Source organism: Collinsella aerofaciens (genome assembly GCF_040910245.1).
Classification (GTDB): Bacteria; Actinomycetota; Coriobacteriia; order Coriobacteriales; family Coriobacteriaceae; genus Collinsella.
This window is the reverse complement of record NZ_JBDGAY010000001.1, coordinates 19,610-36,931: the sequence shown is the minus strand read 5'-3', so window position 1 is coordinate 36,931 and position 17,322 is coordinate 19,610. Positions and strand designations below refer to the sequence as shown.

Annotated in this window: 13 protein-coding genes and 1 pseudogene; 9 read left to right on the top strand and 5 right to left on the bottom strand. The window is 60.2% G+C overall.

Annotated elements, in window-relative coordinates; translation table 11 throughout:
- Positions 1-9 precede the first annotated feature (9 nt).
- Complete coding sequence (locus AB5Z20_RS00170) at positions 10-1,488, bottom strand: InlB B-repeat-containing protein (RefSeq protein ID WP_368155739.1); 1,479 nt, start codon at positions 1,486-1,488, stop codon at positions 10-12.
- A 432-nt stretch (positions 1,489-1,920) separates the two neighbouring features.
- Between AB5Z20_RS00170 and AB5Z20_RS00165 the strand changes: the two genes are divergently transcribed.
- The 7 genes from AB5Z20_RS00165 to AB5Z20_RS00135 all read left to right on the top strand — a co-directional run bounded on the left by AB5Z20_RS00165 (position 1,921) and on the right by AB5Z20_RS00135 (position 12,802).
- The gene (locus AB5Z20_RS00165) at positions 1,921-2,553 is read left to right on the top strand and encodes a cyclodeaminase/cyclohydrolase family protein (RefSeq protein WP_349090028.1); all 633 of its coding nucleotides are present in this window, start codon (positions 1,921-1,923) and stop codon (positions 2,551-2,553) included.
- 2 nt (positions 2,554-2,555) lie between these two features.
- Positions 2,556-3,410: a bifunctional 5,10-methylenetetrahydrofolate dehydrogenase/5,10-methenyltetrahydrofolate cyclohydrolase gene (locus AB5Z20_RS00160; RefSeq protein ID WP_368155738.1), complete on the top strand. Its 855-nt coding sequence runs from the start codon at positions 2,556-2,558 to the stop codon at positions 3,408-3,410.
- Between the two features lie 365 nt (positions 3,411-3,775).
- On the top strand, positions 3,776-5,299 hold the full coding sequence (locus AB5Z20_RS00155) for a C69 family dipeptidase (protein ID WP_368155737.1): 1,524 nt from the start codon (positions 3,776-3,778) through the stop codon (positions 5,297-5,299).
- 148 nt (positions 5,300-5,447) lie between these two features.
- Positions 5,448-5,864, top strand: coding sequence for a hypothetical protein (locus tag AB5Z20_RS00150; protein ID WP_368155735.1), 417 nt, complete (start codon positions 5,448-5,450; stop codon positions 5,862-5,864).
- A gap of 8 nt (positions 5,865-5,872) precedes the next feature.
- A complete protein-coding gene (locus AB5Z20_RS00145) occupies positions 5,873-7,636 on the top strand; it encodes an ABC1 kinase family protein (RefSeq protein WP_368155733.1) in 1,764 nt (587 codons plus the stop codon).
- A gap of 465 nt (positions 7,637-8,101) precedes the next feature.
- The gene (locus AB5Z20_RS00140; RefSeq protein ID WP_368155731.1) at positions 8,102-11,884 is read left to right on the top strand and encodes a DUF4430 domain-containing protein; all 3,783 of its coding nucleotides are present in this window, start codon (positions 8,102-8,104) and stop codon (positions 11,882-11,884) included.
- Between the two features lie 9 nt (positions 11,885-11,893).
- On the top strand, positions 11,894-12,802 hold the full coding sequence (locus AB5Z20_RS00135) for a DUF4430 domain-containing protein (protein ID WP_368155729.1): 909 nt from the start codon (positions 11,894-11,896) through the stop codon (positions 12,800-12,802).
- A gap of 401 nt (positions 12,803-13,203) precedes the next feature.
- Here the strand turns inward: AB5Z20_RS00135 and AB5Z20_RS00130 are convergent, their stop codons facing one another.
- Both AB5Z20_RS00130 and AB5Z20_RS00125 read right to left on the bottom strand, forming a co-directional pair.
- Positions 13,204-14,061, bottom strand: a complete 858-nt coding sequence (locus AB5Z20_RS00130; RefSeq protein WP_368155727.1) for an IS3 family transposase — start codon at positions 14,059-14,061, stop codon at positions 13,204-13,206.
- The gene (locus tag AB5Z20_RS00125; protein ID WP_368155725.1) at positions 14,058-14,345 is read right to left on the bottom strand and encodes a transposase; all 288 of its coding nucleotides are present in this window, start codon (positions 14,343-14,345) and stop codon (positions 14,058-14,060) included. Before AB5Z20_RS00125 ends, AB5Z20_RS00130 begins: the two co-directional genes overlap by 4 nt.
- On the opposite strand from AB5Z20_RS00125, the gene AB5Z20_RS00120 reads away from it, so the two are divergent.
- On the top strand, positions 14,314-14,724 hold the full coding sequence (locus tag AB5Z20_RS00120) for a DDE-type integrase/transposase/recombinase (protein ID WP_368155723.1): 411 nt from the start codon (positions 14,314-14,316) through the stop codon (positions 14,722-14,724). The two genes, AB5Z20_RS00125 and AB5Z20_RS00120, sit on opposite strands and share 32 nt — an antisense overlap.
- 41 nt (positions 14,725-14,765) lie before the next feature.
- Positions 14,766-14,924: pseudogene (locus tag AB5Z20_RS00115) on the top strand (IS3 family transposase); the annotation flags it as partial.
- A gap of 44 nt (positions 14,925-14,968) precedes the next feature.
- Here the strand turns inward: AB5Z20_RS00115 and AB5Z20_RS00110 are convergent.
- Positions 14,969-16,285 carry an ABC transporter ATP-binding protein gene (locus AB5Z20_RS00110; protein ID WP_368155721.1) on the bottom strand — a complete coding sequence of 439 codons (1,317 nt, stop codon included), beginning with the start codon at positions 16,283-16,285 and terminating at the stop codon, positions 14,969-14,971.
- Positions 16,286-17,308 carry a FecCD family ABC transporter permease gene (locus AB5Z20_RS00105; RefSeq protein WP_368155719.1) on the bottom strand — a complete coding sequence of 341 codons (1,023 nt, stop codon included), beginning with the start codon at positions 17,306-17,308 and terminating at the stop codon, positions 16,286-16,288.
- Positions 17,309-17,322: the final 14 nt, after the last annotated feature.

Here is a 17,322-nt window from a genome sequence, read left to right as displayed (position 1 = left end):
AAGTTGAAATTACTTGCGAACCTTAGACGCGACAGCGCTGGCGGCAAAGCAGACAATCGCCATAACACCCATTGCAGCGATGACGCTGGAAGTGCCGTCACCCGTTTTGGGCAGAGCCTGCTCGTTTGCCTTGGTCTTATTTGCAGGCTTGCCGGCAGGCTTGTTGTCGGAAGGCTTGGGCGCGGGCTCGTCCTTCTTCCACTGGGCGAACAGCGTCACAGGAGCGGAAAGCTCAACCGTAACGCCCGCGGCATAGCTTGTGCCGGAGCCATTCTTTGCGGTGTTCCAGCCCACGAAGGAGTAGCCCTTGCGCACCGGCTGCTCGGCCGTAACCTCGGCTTCGGTGACGCACTTAACGGGTGCGAATTCGGCAGCCTGCTCATCCTCGGAGCCGTTCAGGTCGTAGGAGAGATCGTAGGCCTTCTCCACGAAATCAGGCTTGACGAAGCCGCAGTACTTGCACTTAGGGGTCCCCGTGCGAGTCCAAGTACCGGCATTGTCAGAGGCCCACTCGGTGTAGGCGACATCGTAGGCGTTGTCATGCTCGCCGTCGGTGTAGCTGTGGGTTTTCTTCTCGCCTTTGAACGTCTCGCCTTTTTTGGACCACACGAGAGTGCCGTCAATCTTGACATCGGTACGGCCGGTGTTGTTGCCCGACTTGCCACCAAAGCCAAAGAGCTGCGAGCAGGTGGTCCTGTCGCGCGCAGCCGTGACGGTATTATTGCCAGTAATGTTGAGGATGAACTTGTGGTCCCCCATAAGAGAGTCGTTGATATTCAACGCCTGCTTGTCTTTGTCGCCATTCGAGTTGAACGTGCAATTATTCACGTTAACGGTGATGTCCTGCGTGCTGGCTTCTCTGTAGACGTTGATGACCTTACCGGTTGCGTTAAAGGTGCAGGTGTCAAACGTCATGACCGGCGAGCTGTAGGTCCACAGGGAATAGTCTCCATCAGGGGCGTTGAACGTAGTGCTGTTGAACTCAGCGGAGGTGTAGCCCCAGTAGAACGTCTTGCCGTTAATGACACAATGGTCAACGACAGTCTTATTGGCGCGGATGAAGCCAAGGTAGTCTGCGTTGCCGGAACGCAGCGTCATCTTCTCGAACGTTACAGTGCCGGCGCCATCGAAGGAATAGTCGCCGTTGTACTCGGTGCCAAAGTTGGCGGGATCGGGCACGAGTGCGCCGATGTTCCATGCGGTTTTATCGTTTCCCTGGCCCACAAAGGTGAGGTCCTTGTCCTTGGTGTGGCCCACGGAGCTCACGCCGTAGAGGGTGTAGTTGCCCTCGCCGAGCTTGATGGTGTCGCCGCTTTCCGCCTCGGCGGTGGCGGTGGCAAGATCGTTGTAGCTTGCACCGGTGCGGGCATTGGTGATCGTGCTGGTAGCGCCGTCTGCAAAAGCAGGCGACGCGAGGCCTATCAAGACAAACGCAGCGGTAACAAACGCAGCGATCGCACGATATGCCGTTCTGGTTAACGACTTCATGCTGACACTCCTTTTATTCCGGTTTTAGCCAACATATATAGTTTAGATTCTGTAAATTTTTTTCCGAGCGTGTTAAAAATTAGATTGCCGATAAGTTATAACCACACAGTAAAAACACAGGAATTTGTAAAATGTTGCAAGTGTTTTTGCAACAAAATTGCGTCAGCGACAGCATTTTGGGCGGTTGCAACGCTCCCGCCTCTTGGGTGGATCGCTTGCCGACTGCGCGACGGTGCCACTTTAGGTGGAATTTTCTATTGCCGGCAATCGAAAACGGCGATAGCCGAGGCTCCTGACAGCCGCTTTCTTATGGGTTAGACTGGGCTTCGAAAAATCCGATGAATGGGACAACTGCCTCCTGGCATCGTTGCCCCATTTTTATTTTGGCGTGTTATGGCCTCGACTGCCGGCACGCCAGATAGAGGTGTTTCGATGAGCCAAGAGATGATGGATAAAACCTGTCGCGGTTTTGCCGAGGCGTTGGCTGCACGCGAGCCGGTTCCCGGCGGCGGCAGCGCCAGCGCGTTTGTGGGAGCGCTGGGTGCCTCGCTGTGCGGGATGGTTGCTCGCTATGGCGCGACGAACCCCACGCTTGCCGATCGCGCAGGCGATCTGACGCGTGCATTTGCCCAAGCGGATGAGTTAGCGCAGGAGCTTGTGGGTCTGGTCGCCGAGGATGTTCGCGCCTACGGGCAGGTGTCGGCAGCGTATGGTATTCCGCGTGAGGACCCGACGCGTGCGGCTGCAATTCAGGATGCGTTGCACGTGGCCGCCATGCCGCCATATCGGATCATGGATGCCTGCGGGCGCGCGCTGGCGCTGCTCGAGGACATGGCCGATAAGGGCTCGCGCCAGTTGCTGTCCGATGTGGCCTGCGGTGCCGTGTTCTGCCGCGCCGCCATGCAGGGCGCGAGCTTGACGCTCTTTGCGAACACCACGTCTATGAAAGACCGGGCACGCGCCGAAGAGCTCGAGGCGGCGTGCGATGAACTGTTGGATACGTGGCTGCCGCGCGCCGATGCGCTGGCGCGCCGCGCTGCTGACGCCGCAAGGAAGAGGGGATAGCCATGGCAGAACTGCTGAAGGGTGCTCCCGTTGCCCGTGCTTTGACCGAGGAGCTCGCTGCTCGCTGCGCGGCTTTGCGTGAGCGCGGCGTTGTTCCGACGCTTGCTATCGTGCGCGTGGGCGAGCGCGAGGACGACCTATCCTACGAGCGCGGTGCCCTCAAGCGCTGCGAGAAGGTTGGCATTGAGGCTCGCCGCGTATTGCTTCCCTCCGATGTTTCGCAGGATGAGCTGCTGGCGGCCATCGAGGGCATCAATGCCGACCCTGCTGTTCACGGCTGCCTGCTGTTCCGCCCGTTGCCCGCTGGGCTTGACGAGGATGCAGTTGCCGCGGCACTCGATCCCGTCAAGGACGTTGATTCCATGACGCCGGCCTCGCTGCTTACCACGCTTTCGGGGCGAGGCGAGGGCTTTGCCCCCTGTACGGCCGAGGCCGTGCTGGCTTTGCTGGACCATTATGGCGTGGAACTGGATGGGGCAAAGGTCGCAGTCGTCGGTCGATCGCTGGTGATTGGCCGTCCCGTTGCCGCCATGCTTACGACCCGCAATGCCACAGTGACGACGTGTCATACGCATACGCGCGACTTGGCTGCCGAGTGCCGTTCTGCCGACATTGTTGTTGCTGCGGTTGGACGTGCGCGCACGATTGGCGCGGATGCGGTTCGCGAGGGCCAGACAACCATCGATGTGGGCATTAACTGGGACGAGGCCGCCGGCAAGCTGGTCGGCGACGTCGATTTTGATGCTACGGAGCCGATCGTTAACGCCATCACGCCCGTGCCGGGCGGCGTGGGGGCTGTAACGACAGCGGTTCTTGCCAAACACGTGATTGAGGCGGCGGAGCGCGCATCGAAATAGGCGTTTTGGGCTGTTTGAGGGGGTTAGACATATACCACGTGGGCAAAAAACGCCAAATATGAGTACTGTTGCCAAGATAGTCACATATGTTTTAGGTCATTTTAGCTCTCTATCGGTATTTATTATCGATAGAGAGCCTATTTTATTGGACTTATGAGGAATTACATTGTCAAGCTTTTGAACAAATGTAGATTATCGACACCTGCATTCGCTTAAATTGCTGCTACTAAATTTGTGACAGTACTCATATTTGGCATTTTTTGACCACAGGGATCTCGAGGGGCTCGAGGGGTCGCGGTTTCGCCCTTTTTGCTCCGAAGCGATACACTGTTGCCGTTTGATTTCTTCGCTCAAGGAGGATGCGCATGCCGTGCACAACGATTTTGGTTGGTAAGAACGCGAGCTACGACGGGTCGACGCTTGTTGCCCGCAATGAGGACTCGTCCAATGGGGTATTCGAGCCCAAGCACATGCGCGTAGTGCATCCCGACGAGCAGCCGCGTGTCTACACGAGTGTCCTGAGCCACCTGACCGTTGAGCTGCCCGACAATCCCATGCGTTACACGAGCGTCCCCGACGTTGTCCCGGGTCATGGCATTTGGGCCGAGGCCGGCTTCAACGAGCTCAATGTTGGCATGTCCGCAACCGAGACGCTTACTACCAACGAGCGCGTCCGCGGCGCCGATCCGCTCGTGGACTACGTGCCCGCCAGGGGCAACGAGGGCGAGGACGGCTATGTGCCGGCGCAGCCCGGCGGTCTGGGCGAGGAGGACATGGTGACCCTGGTGCTGCCGTACGCCAAGTCCGCCCGCGACGGCGTGCGCATTCTGGGCGACCTGCTTGAGCGCTACGGTACCTACGAGAACAACGGCATCGCCTTTAGTGACGTTGACGAGATCTGGTGGCTCGAGACCATCGGCGGCCACCACTGGATCGCCAAGCGCGTGCCCGATGACGCCTATGTGACCATGCCCAACCAGCTGGGTATCGACGGCTTTGACCTGGACGATGCCGAGGGCACCCAGGCAGATCATATGTGCTCTGCCGACCTGCGCTCCTGGATGGCCGAGTGGCATCTGGACCTGACGCTGGGCGTCGGGGGCGACGGTCCGGCGACGGTCTTTAACCCGCGCGAGGCCTTTGGCTCGCACAGCGACAGTGACCACGTCTATAACACGCCGCGCGCCTGGTATATGCAGCGCTGCCTCAACCCCAGCGATGTATGGGACGGTCCCGACGCCGACTACACGCCCGAGAGCGACGACATCCCTTGGAGCCGCGTGCCCGAGCGCAAGGTGACCATCGAGGACATCAAGTACGTGCTTTCGAGCCACTACCAGGGCACGGAGTACGACTGCTACGGCAGCAAGGGCACGCCCGCCACGCGCGGTGCCTATCGTCCCATCGGCATCAACCGCAACAGCCAGCTTGCCGTGTTGCAGCTGCGTCCCTATGTACAGCCGGCGTATCGCGCCGTGCAGTGGATGGCGTTTGGCTCTAACTCGTTTAACGCGCTCGTGCCGCTGTACGCCAATGTCGAGACCATGCCCGAGTACTATGCCGACACGCAGGCTCGCGTGACGTCCGAGAATTTCTATTGGGCAAATCGCCTGATCGGTGCCTTGGCCGATGTTCGCTTCCATGAGTGCGGTCGTGCGGTCGAGGATTATCAGGAAAAGGTCGGCGGCATGGGCCACAAGCAGATTCACGACGTTGACGCTGTCGTGGCCGCGCTGCCCGAGGCCGAGGTGCCCGCCGAGCTTGCCCGCGCCAACGAGGAGTTTGCCGAGCGCGTGCGGGTGGAGACCGATGCTCTGTTGGGCAAGGTCCTCTACACCACGAGCTGTGCCATGAAGAATTCCTTCGCGATGAACGACAATGTGAGGTAAAGCCGACCTTGCAACGAGCGAGCGGGGCAAACGCCGTCGAGGGCTTTGCCCCGCTCGATTCCTACCTTGGCGGTAAAACGATTTTGTGTCGTTCGCCCAATCTTGGGTACAAGAAGGCCAATGCAGTTGTTCATGATTGGAGCCAACCATGGTTATGAAACTCGATCAGCTTGTTAACGGTGCCATCAACGTGGGCTTCGGCGCCGCCGCCGTTGCCGTCGAGGGCGGCAAGAAGGTCCTTGACGACCTCAATACCAAGGGCGAGCAGGTCCGCAAGGATGCCGGCACCCCCGATATCGCCCGCAGCGTGTCTGACATGTTCGAGCAGGCGGGTGGCACCATCTCCGACCTGACCGAGCGCCTGGGCATGCAGGGCGAGACTGCGGCGCAGCGCGTGCTCGACGAGCTCATCCTGGCCCGCGTCCGCGTTATGACCGCCCCTGAGCGCACGGCCTTTTTGGCCCATGTGCGCGACATCGTCGATTCGGTCGAGGACAACGTGACCTCGGTGCCCGTCGAGTCCGTTGAGCCCGACGACGCAGAGGACGCCGAAGAGGCCGAGTAGCAGCGCAGATGGCAGATTCCACCACCGATTACAACAATCTAGATCCCTTGGGTGACGAGACGGCGGTTGTCGATGAGGTTGAGGCCGCCGTCTCGGGCGCTCGCAAGAAGCCGCGCGCTGTCGATATGGTCCCCGAGGAGCCCGACGCGATGGCGCCGGACGAGGAATACCAGCTCACGCCGGCAGGTCGTCGTGAGCGCATTGGGCAGATCGTTCGCCTGATCAAAAAGTATCGCGTATGGGATAACCTCACGCCGGTGCGCCTGCGTCGTCTGCTCGAAGAGCTCGGCCCCATGTTCGTTAAGATGGGGCAGATTCTGGCCAACCGCTCCGAGATTTTGCCGCAGCGGTTTTGCGACGAGCTGCGTCGCCTGCGCTCCGACGTAGAGCCGGTGCCGTATGAGGTAGTGCTCCGCTGTCTGGAAGAGGAGTACGGCCAGCGCTTGGGGCAGATGTTCGACGCGATCGACCCCAACCCGCTCGGAAGCGCGTCGCTCGCGCAAGTTCACCGTGCCCGTCTGGTGACGGGCGAGGACGTGGCCGTTAAGGTGCAGCGCCCCGGCGCGCAGCAGGTCATGGCGCAGGACATCGACATCATTCGTTCGGTGGTGCGCATCGTTTCCAAGTTCGTCAACACCGACCAGTTTGTTGACTTGCATGCCGTCGTCGAGGAACTGTGGGCCTCGTTTCGCGAGGAGACCAACTTTTTGGCTGAGGCCAAAAACCTCAACGATTTCTATGAGTTCCATAAGAGCGTCCATGGCGTGTCGTGTCCTAAGTCCTACCTGGACCTTTGCACCGAACACGTGGTGGTCATGGACTACATTGACGGCATCTCGATTGCCGATCCCGAGCGCCTGGTGGCCGAGGGCTATGACCTGGAAAAGATTGGCTCGGCGATTGTCGAGGACTATTCGACGCAGGTGCTCGATGATGGCTTTTTCCATGCCGACCCGCATGCGGGAAACATCATTCTCAAGGACGGCATCGTCTACTTTATCGACCTGGGCATGGTCGGGCGCATGTCGAGCCACGACCGCGGTATCGTTAAGGACATGATTTTCGCCGTGGCCGAGGGTGACGTTCCCAAGCTCAAGGACTCGCTTATGCGCTTTGCCGTGACGCGCGGCGACTCGGCCGAGCTTGACCATTCGGCCTTTTTGTCCGATCTGGACTTTATCGTTGCTGACTTCGCGGGTCTTGACCTTAAGGATCTTGATATCGGCGAGTTTTTGACCTCGCTGCTAAATTTGGCGCGCAAGAACGATGTTGAGCTGCCGAGCGTGGTGACGATGTTCGCCCGCGGCATGGTGACGCTCGAGGGCCTGCTGACCGAGTACATGCCCAACGTCAACATGATCCAGATCATCCAGACGCATATCAAAAACGAGAAGAGCACCTATGCGCGCGTCCGCGAAATGGGGCGCGATCTTGCCGCGAGCAGCTATCGCGCGGCAAAAGGCTCGCTCGAGGCGGCCGAGTATCTGGGCTTGGCGTCGCGCATGCTCACGCGCGGCCAGCTTAAGCTAAACACACAGATCATGAGCAGCGATAAGGCGCTGCGACAGCTGGGCGGAATTATCGACCGCATGTCGATGGCAATTGTGATCGCCGGTCTGTTTATCGGTTCGTCGGTGGTGTACTACGCGCGCATCGAGCCGGTTGTGTTCGGTATCCCGGTCATTGGCTTTATGGGCTACGTGAGCGCGCTGGTGTTGGCGCTGATGCTGGGCCGCGAGATCTGGCGCAACAGTCACGGCGGCAAGCGGTAACGATTTTCCGGGGTTGGGGAAACGGGTTATTTTGCTCGGCACTCCATCTTCACCCTTTTCTATCGCAAACCATAGCTTTTACCTTGGGCTTCGCCTGTGTGCGGGGCCCTTTTGCGTGATACCATACTGACAGTAATAATCGATGGCCTAGATGGTGGTGCGGAGACGCACGAATGCGCAGTTTTCCTGCGCGTTTGGGAGAATCGGGGTGCAAATCCCCGGCTGTACCAGTAACCGTAATTCCTCTTGGCCCGGGATGGTCGCGTCGCAGATCGGACGGCGCGCCCGGGTCGGTAAGGTTAAGTCGGATCGCCTCCCATCTTGCACGCGGCCGCGGCGCATGCCGCCGGTACGCGTTGGGCTCTGGAGGGAAGGGGGACCCCGATGGGGGTGCTCGAGCGCGATATGTGCGATGACGTGGGGCGGCCGCTGGGCAATGCCCCAAGTTCAGACAATGGGGGACAAATGGATATGTTTGAGGACGAGCGCGAGCGTGCCTCGTTGCATCGCCGTGGCGCGATTGCACGCGGTGTAGCCAAGCGCGGCCTGGTGGCATTCCTGGCCTTCGCGATGGCTTTCAGCACCACGCCGGCTCAGCTGTGGGCCGAGGGCGCCGAGGGCATTGCCGAGGCTGTGGCTCAGGCTGCGACGCCGGGCGAGGACGCAGCGCTTGCGGGCGGTACCGCTGAGCAGAGTGGCGCCGAGGTTTCGGATTCCGTGGGCGCGCCTACAGCTAGTGCCGCCACAACAGAGGCAGCAACTGGCGACGAAGGCTCGACGACGGGGGAGAGCCCTGCCACGAGCGAGCAGTCTTCGACGGCATCCGCTGGCCAAGCAGGATCTGCCGCCGCGGCTGCCGTTCAGACAGAGAACCCGACAGAAACCGGCGATGTCGTCAAGAAGCAGGTCGAGGTCTCGTTCTCGATCATCGGCACCGATGCCGACGGCAGGGCTCAGACCTGGGTGGCACCTACGCAGCTTAAGCTCGACGAGGGCTCGACGGCTGCGGATGCCTTCGTTAAGCTGCAGCAGAAGACGGGCTTTAAAGCGGATTACGAACCGAACACGGCATACGGCTTCTACCTCAAAAGCATTACGTCCCCGACAGATGGCCGCACGCTTGCCTACGATCCGACGACTTATGCCTTCTGGCAGCTGTTCGTCGACGGCGCGTCTTCCTCGGTTGGCGCGAGCAGCGTTAAGCTCACCCAGGGGCAGAAGATTGAGTTTGCCTATACGGCTGGTAGCGCGTCCCCTGTCGTTAAGGACCAGGTTGCCGCAAATGTGACCGTCATTGGTCGCGATGCCCAGGGCAAGACTCAGACTTGGGTCGATAACGCGCAGTATGTGGTGACGTCCGGCTCGAGCGCGCTTGATCTTACGAAGGTCGCGCTCGAGGCGGATGGCATCGACGCCGTTGCTGCGGGCTCCTTCATTCTGAGCCTTAAGTACAACGGCGTTGAGCTGGGTACGCCGTTCGATTATTCGACCTATTGGCAGCTGTTCATCAACGGCAAGTCGAGCGACTATACGGCAGACAATGTCACCATCCATGCCGGCGATACCGTCACGTGGTTCTACGGTGGCTGGGGCGACCAGCTGCCCCCCGATTCTGTCCATGCTTCCGTTCAGGTCCTCGGTAAGGACAAGGATGGCAAGCAGCAGGTTTGGGCTTCGACGGGCCAGACGAGTCTCAAGGCGGGCTCTACTGCCAAGGATCTCCTTGAGCAGACCGGCCTTACTCTCGATGCTGGCGAATCGTCTTGGGGCTGGTTCCTCAACGGCATTACTTCGCCGTTCGATGGTAAGTCCTATGGGTATGATCCTGCGACCAATAGCTATTGGCGCTTCTATGTAAATGGCAAGTTCGCCGACGTTGGCGCCGGTAGCTACGAGCTCGGCGAGGGCGACGCCATTACCTTTATGTATGCTGGCGACAGCGATGCCCTCCCTGGTCAGGTGCTTGGATCCGCCGATATTATCGGCCCCGATGTCAACGGGAATGATACGCGTTGGGGCACGGCGAGTAACGTTTCTCTGCCCGAAGGCTCCACGGCCCAGAACCTTATTGAGGCAGTTCTGAAGGCCAAGGGCGTTGCGTACAACGGCTCCCAGATTGGTGAGCACTGGTTCCTTAATTCCATTACTTCGCCGTTCGATCACAAGCCATATGGCTGGGATGCTGCGACCAATAAATATTGGCATCTGTATATCAACGGAGAGCCCTCATCTCTCTGCGCCAACCAGGTCACGCTCAAGAGCGACGACAAGGTTACGTTTGCCTACACCACCGATAATTCGCCCATGCCCGATCCCGACAAGATTGTCGTGGACCCGAGCGCGACGACTCCTGATTGGGATGCCGAGTGGGCCGGTTACGGCAACAGTGGCAACGGTTCGACCGTAACGGATGCCAAGACGCCTGCGCAGGCCGCCGGTCTTAAGTGGGCCTTCGATTGGAAGGCCGAGTCTGGTCAGCAGTATGCCAACTGCAGCGAACCTGTCATCGCTAACGGCTTTGTCTACATCGCGACCGAGAACGAGCTCATTAAGATCGATTCGTCCACGGGCAAAAAGGTTGCCTCTGCGCCGCTTGCCTCTAAGGTGAGCTATACCTCTCGTCCGATCTATACCAATGGCCTTCTCATCGTTCCGCTCAACGGCGGTGCGGTCCAGGCGATTACTGCGGACAAACTGATTTGCAAGTGGCTGACGCCTGGTTTGACGGACTTGACGCAGAGCTCCTGCACCGTCGTTTCGGACGGCGAGTACGTCTATGTAGGCTCGGTCGATATTTCGTATGACGAGAATTACAACGCGACCTACGGCAACGGCTCCTTTGCGCGCATTAAGATTGCCACGGGCGAAGTTTCTTGGCAGAACATCGACCCTGCCGAGGGCTATTACTGGACTGGTGCGGCTTTGACGGATAAGTATGCCATCGTTCCTACGAGCGCGGGTACGCTTAAGTGCATTGATAAGACGACGGGCGATGTCGTTTCGACCATGAAGCTCGGCGCTGTCGCAAATGCCGATTGCATTGCCGATCCGACCAATGGTTCGACCTTCTATCAGATGACGCACGACGGAAAGCTCCATGCGATTTCGCTTTCGGCGAAGGGCGTGCTGAGCGAGCAGAAGACGGTTGATCTGGGCCTCACAAATAACATGAGCGCCCCGGCGGTGTCTGGTGACAATCTGATTGTCGGCGGACAGACGGCTACTGGCTCTGCTCTGGTTCTCTATAACCTGAAGACTGGCAAAACCACGATGGTCACTGCTGCCGACGGCAAGGCGCTGCCGGCTGGTTTCAACGGTATTGCTGCTACTCCGCTGGTGAGTGTTCAGGGCGGCAAGACCTATGTGTATTTCACCGTTAACAGCGCGGATAGCAAGGATTACGTCAACTACTCTGCTGGTGGTGGCGTGTATCGCTATACGCTCGGCGATGCAGAGGCGACGCAGATTTATGATGCGGCTGGCCATTACCAGTACTGCGACTCTCCGGTCATTGCCGATGCATCTGGCAACCTGTACTACATCAATGACTCGGGCACGCTGTTCAAGCTTGGTGCCGTTGAGTCGTGGACGGTTGCCTTTAATTCCAACGGCGGGTCTGTTTGTGACACTAAGTTTGTTGCTACGGCAGATGGCAAGCTGGTCAAGCCGGCCGATCCGACGCGCGATGGCTACACTTTCGGCGGTTGGTATACCGATGAGGCTTGCACGCAGGCGTATGACTTCGGTACGCCGGTGACGGCCGATCTGACGTTGTATGCCAAGTGGACCAAGAACGCCGTTAACCCTGGCGGCATTGGCGGTTCTGGTTCCAATGGCGGCAATGGTGGCGCTGGTAACGGTTCCGGTGCTGGCACGGGCGCTGGCACGGGTTCCGGCTCCGGCACGAAGGGCCAGCAGGCTGGCGGCGCTGTCGCCCCGGGTCATAAGCCGACGACCAAGACGACGGTGTCGACCAAGACCGAGACCAAGGACAACAAGTCCGACAAGAAGGACTCCGATAAGTCCGATAGGAAGGACGAGAAGAAGTCTGACAAGAAGGACAGCAAGTCCGACAAGAAGTCCGATTCCAAGTCCGATACGGGTGCTGTTTCCACGACTACTGCTAAGAAGTCCTCTAGTGCTTCCGAGCAGGAGACTGGCACCAACCCGCTCGCCATCGTTGGCATCGCCGCCGGCGTGATCGGTCTTGCCGTCATCGGCGTGTTCGTGTTTACCAAGCGTCGGTAGGTGAGGGCTGTGTCCAATAAGCCACAGGACGCCGAGTCCAAGCGGCCCGACTCGTCGTTCATTCAGCTTGACGATGCAAAGCAAAAGGGCGCCGCTTCGGCGGCGTCCGGCCCTCGGCGCAAGGCGCTTGTTGGCGTCCTGACAGCCGCCTGTATTGCACTCATTGTCGTCTCGTTGGGTTTTGTCCACCCCTCTACCAGCGGTGCATGGTCCATCGACTGGATTGCGCGGGCTGTGACAGGGGAGAGCATCGTTGCTAAGGATGTGTCGGTTTCCGGCTCGACTACCGCTTCGGGTAAGACTGGAGTCAAGGGCTCAAAATCTTCAGACAATGCGAAGGACGGGTCGAAGGATTCGGATGAATCTGATTCCAAGGACAAGTCTGAATCTTCGGACAAAAAGTCAGACAAGGGCTCGAAGGCGAAGAAGTCCGAAGACAAGGGCGGCAAGAAGTCAGGGGACAAATCGGGTTCGCAGAATTCTGATTCCACTGGCGGATCGAGTTCTTCTGACGGCTCTTCTTCGGGCGGTGGCTCGGTGTCTGGCGGTGGGTCTGCATCCAACGGTGGCGGCGCCTCTGCGGGCAATCAGGACGGCTCGCAGCAGTCTGGTTATGTCACAGTGACGGTCTCGGTTACGTCGAGCGCCGTGGGCAATCCTGTGTCTTCTGGAGGCACCTTCACCTTTAACGAGGGCGCTACGGTCTACGATGCCCTGTGCGCTCTGGGGCTTTCTGTCAATGCGCACGGCTCATCATACGGCACGTATGTCGCCGCGATTGGTGGTCTGGCCGAGAAACAGTACGGCGGCACGAGCGGCTGGATGTACTCCGTCAACGGCACAACGCCCATGACGGCCTGCAGCAACTACGTTCTCTCAAACGGCGACAACGTAGTCTGGTATTACGTAATAGGCTAGAGGCCTCGACATAGCGCGCCAGACGGGCGGTTCGGACAAACACCCGGGCCGCCCGTTTTTATGCGAATGGGACGTCGTTTCCCAATCGAGGTTCAACCGGAAAATGCATCCCGCTCTGTAGGCGAATTCCGGGACACAGTTTCCGCATCAGCATCCATCGGGAAAGCGGGGACCTCGGACGTTTTCCGGACCATGTCCCGGCGCTATGCCGCATGGCCCCTCTCCTCGCGATACTCCCTAATGGTCTTCCATCCTAGGTCCTTCGTGAGCTTGCTGTCCCTATATCACTCGATATATTCGCCGAGCAGGCGGGAGAACTCGTCGAACGGCACGCCGGTCCAGTCCCTGCCCTCGAAGAAGTCGCACTTGAGCGTGCCGAAGAACCCCTGGATTGGCAACACCTATTTGGACGATTCCGGGAGGGACAGCCCTGCCTCCCTGAACTCGACCGGAGACATGTAGCCCAGCGTCGAGTGGATCCTGAAGTTGTTGTACCAGTGCACGTAGTCCGAGAGCTTGGCCCGGAGCTCGCGCGTCGTGCCGAACGTCTCGCGGTGGACGAGCTCGGCCTTCAGTATCCTGTTGGTCGACTCGTCGACGGCGTTGTCGTAGGGGCAGCCCTTGGCCGACAGCGACCTCTCTATGCCGAAGGCCTCGAGCATCAGGTCGATCTCGGCGTTGTCGAACTCGCTGCCGCGGTCCGTGTGGAATACCTCGATGTCCGAGATGGGGAAGGAGAGCGTCGCGAACGCCGACTTGACCAGCCGGGCGTCCTTCCTGGGCCCGGCGGAGTGGCCGACGATCTCCCTGTTGTAGAGGTCGACGAGCAGGCAGACGTAGTTCCACGAGGCCCCGACGCGCACGTAGGTCAGGTCGCTGCATATATGGGTGCGCGGCGCCCTGCCGCCGAAGCCGCGCGCGACGACGTTGGGCACGTCGGCCTCGTTGACCGCCCCGGGGTGCACCTTGAACCTCTTCCTGCCGTATGCGCTGACCAGGCCGTTCTCCCTCATGATGCGGCAGACCCGGCGCCGGCTGACGGTGACGCCCGACCTCCCGGGCGACGCCTTTATCTTGCGCGAGCCGTACCGGCCCTTGCTGGCGGCGTGGGCCGCGACCACGGCCGGCGCGGCGGGGTCCGGCGCGGCGGGCCGGCCGGGCCGCGAGCGCATGGAGTAGTACGTCGACCTCGCGACGCCGAGGAGCCTGCACTGCGCTGATATGGGGTAGCGGCCCGCGTTGGCCGCTATGGCCCTCACTTTCGAGCGTATATCAGCGCCGCTTGTTTTAAGACGTCGACCTCCATCCGGAGCCTTCGGTTCTCGCGCTCGAGCTCCAGGATCCAGTTCTGCTCGGGCGTGCGGTTGTCCGCGGCGCGCGGCGAGCCGGTCGCGTTTATCGACTCGACCCGCCTCTCCACGGTGCTCTTGCCGAGGTCGTACTCGTCCATGATCTCGCGCTTGGGCTTTCCGGCGTTGTAGAGGTCGACTATCTGCCTCTTGAACTCGTCGGTGAAATGCCTCGGGTGCCTGGGGTCCCTCATATACGGCCCTCCCGTCTCCTGCGCCCCTCCCGGAACTGTCCACATCAGTGTAGCCAATCCACCGGGAGACCCTCGGCTGAACCTGGAAGAGCGCGCTTTCTCCGTGGGCGGGCGCAACAGGCTTTGGGTGGGCGACATCACCTGCATACCCACAAGAGAGGGGTGGCTCTATCTCGCAGCCGTGACAGGCGCCTTCTCCCGCAAGGTCGTGGGCTGGTCGATGTCCGAGCACATCACCGAGAAGGTCGCGATCGACGCGATAGAGCAGGCAGTTGGCAGGGAGGGTCCGCCAGATGACGGCAGCCTCGTCTTCCATGACGATCAAGGCGCGCAGCACGCCTCCCGTTCCTTCCACGATGTCTGGACTCGCATGGCGTAATCCGGTCGGTATCAAGGCCCGGCACGCCGCTGGACAACGCGGTGGCCGAGTCGTTCTTCAAGACGCTGAAAAGGGAATTGGCGGAAGGAAGGAGCTATGGGACGAGGGACGAGGCCAAGCAGGACATCTTCAAGTACATAGAGCTCTATTACAATAGGGTGCGCATGCATTCCACCTTGGGCTACATGTCTCCAGTGGAATACGAGCGACAGTACGCTTTAGGATCCTTAAAAGAAAGTCCAGTTTATCCTTCCCACTCCAATTGGGAAACCTCCGATGCGCCTTCGCACGCTCGCATGACCTCGATACCATGCGAGCGTGCGAAGGCGACGAGCTCTGCGTTGCGGGCGTTTATGGTGCCGAAGGCGGCGGGGCACACGATAAGGCGCGCGCAGTGGACGAGGAGCTCTTTGGCGCGGGCTATAGTTTTATCCCCTATCGGCTCGAAGGCGCGCTCGGCCACGCATTCCGCTGCCAGGTCGCGCGCGAGCTCGCAGTCGATGTCCCCTTCGTGCAGAACGCCCGCGTAGAACGCCTTGCCCTGCCGGATGAGCTGGCGAAACACAGCCGACCCCGTACCTGCGCCGGCGATGACGAACGTGTGCGCATCGCCGTGCGGGCGCCCAATTTCCACGCTGCCGAAGCGCTCGTTGAAGGTGCCATGTTGAAGGCCGTAGAGCTCGCCAATCGTCTCGCGCGTGAATATGTCCTCGGGTGCACCGGCGCGGAAGACCCGGCCGTCCTTCACGCAAATCACCTTGTCAGCGCTTTTCTGCGCGAGCTCAAGTTCATGGACGGACATGATGACAGCCACATTCCGCGATTTCGCAAGGTGGCGAAGTATTCGCAGCAGGTCGATCTGGTAGCGGATATCGAGATACGACGTGGGCTCGTCGAGCACGAGCACACGCGGATCCTGCGCGATGGCGCGTGCGAGCATGACGCGCTGGCGCTGCCCATCGCTTATCTGCATGAAGTCGCACTCGGCGAGCTCTTCCACATGCGCGGTTTTCACGGCCTCGTCGACCCGGCTATGGTCGTCGGGCGAGAGTGTGCCCATTCGCCCGGTGTAGGGATGCCTTCCCGCCTCTACGATATCGCGGCAGGTGAGGAGCTCGGTCCGGGGTCGATCTGTCAGCATAACGGCAAGGTTCCTTGCGAACTCCGCCGTCTTCCATCGGGAAATCTCCCGCCCGTCGAGCTCGACGGCGCCGGCAAGCGGTGCCAGATGGCGTGTGATGGTTTTCAAGATGGTTGACTTGCCCGAGCCGTTCGGCCCGATGAGCGCCACGACGTCGCCCGCGCGAACCTTCAGATCGACGCCTTCGACTACGACCTTCTTGTCGTAGCCCGCCGACAGGTCACTTATGCGGAAAAGCGGCGCTCCGTCAGCCTGCGCTTCGACCGGGGTTTCGAGGTTCGACTCCACTCGGAGGAGGCGTTCCGCGCGCAGTTCCGCACGAGCCGAAAGTGCCTTCTGGCGCTTTCGAGCGAGCTCAGGACTGTCTAAGCATGGAATGTCCCCTCCGAGCGTTTTGGGCCGCGGCACGAATTCCCCCATCTACCTCACCCGCTTCTTCAACATGAGCGCGATAACCACCGGCGCGCCGAAGATGGCGGTGACGGCGCTGATGGAAAGCTCGACGGGAGAGAACAGTGTGCGCGCGATCAAATCGCAGCCCGCGCAGAAGATGGCGCCTCCCAAGAAGCACGCAGGAATCACACGGATGGGCTTCGATGACTTTAGCGCCGACTTCACGAGATGCGGAACCGCGATGCCTACGAACGACACCGGACCAGCGAACGCGGTCACGCAGGCAGAGAGCATGCTCGCTAGAAGGACGAGCACCACGCGGAAGCGTGCGACGTTCACGCCGACGCTTTTCGCGTAGGCTTCTCCCAGCTGGAAGGCGGAAAGGGGCTTCGATATCGCGAATACGCATGCGCTCACGGTGATCACCACGACTGCGATGACCGCGACGTCGTCCCAGCTCGAACCCGAGAAGCTACCCAAAGACCAGTTGTGCAGGTTCACGATGGACTGGTCGTCGGCGAAGGCGATGAGGAAGTTCGTCGCCGCCGAGCAGATGTATCCCACCATGACGCCCGCCACGATGAGCATGGCCATGGAACTTATACGCCGTGCGATGAGGAGTACGAAGCCGATGGTGATAAGCGATCCCAGAAACGCTGCGGCCACCATGGCCGGCGAGGACATGGCCTGGTTCGCGCCCAGAAGCACGATCATCGTAAGCGCGACGACGAACTTTGCGCCCGAGGAGACGCCCAAGATGAACGGGTCGGCGATGGGGTTGTTGAAAAACGTCTGCAGCAGGAACCCGGAGAGCGAAAGTGCCCCGCCGAGAAGCACGGCTGAAAGCACGCGCGGCAGGCGAATCTCCCAGATGACTTGGCTTTCCATGGAATTGGCCGCGCCGCCCGAAAGGATGCCGGGGATGTGGTCTGCGGGCACGAGCACGCTCCCGATGCACAGGTTGGCCCCGACGAGCACGATGAGGACAACAGCGAGCAGCGCCGTCACGACGCGACACCGCGCGGCGCGCCCCGATTCGTCGTATGTCATGGAAAGCCGGCTTC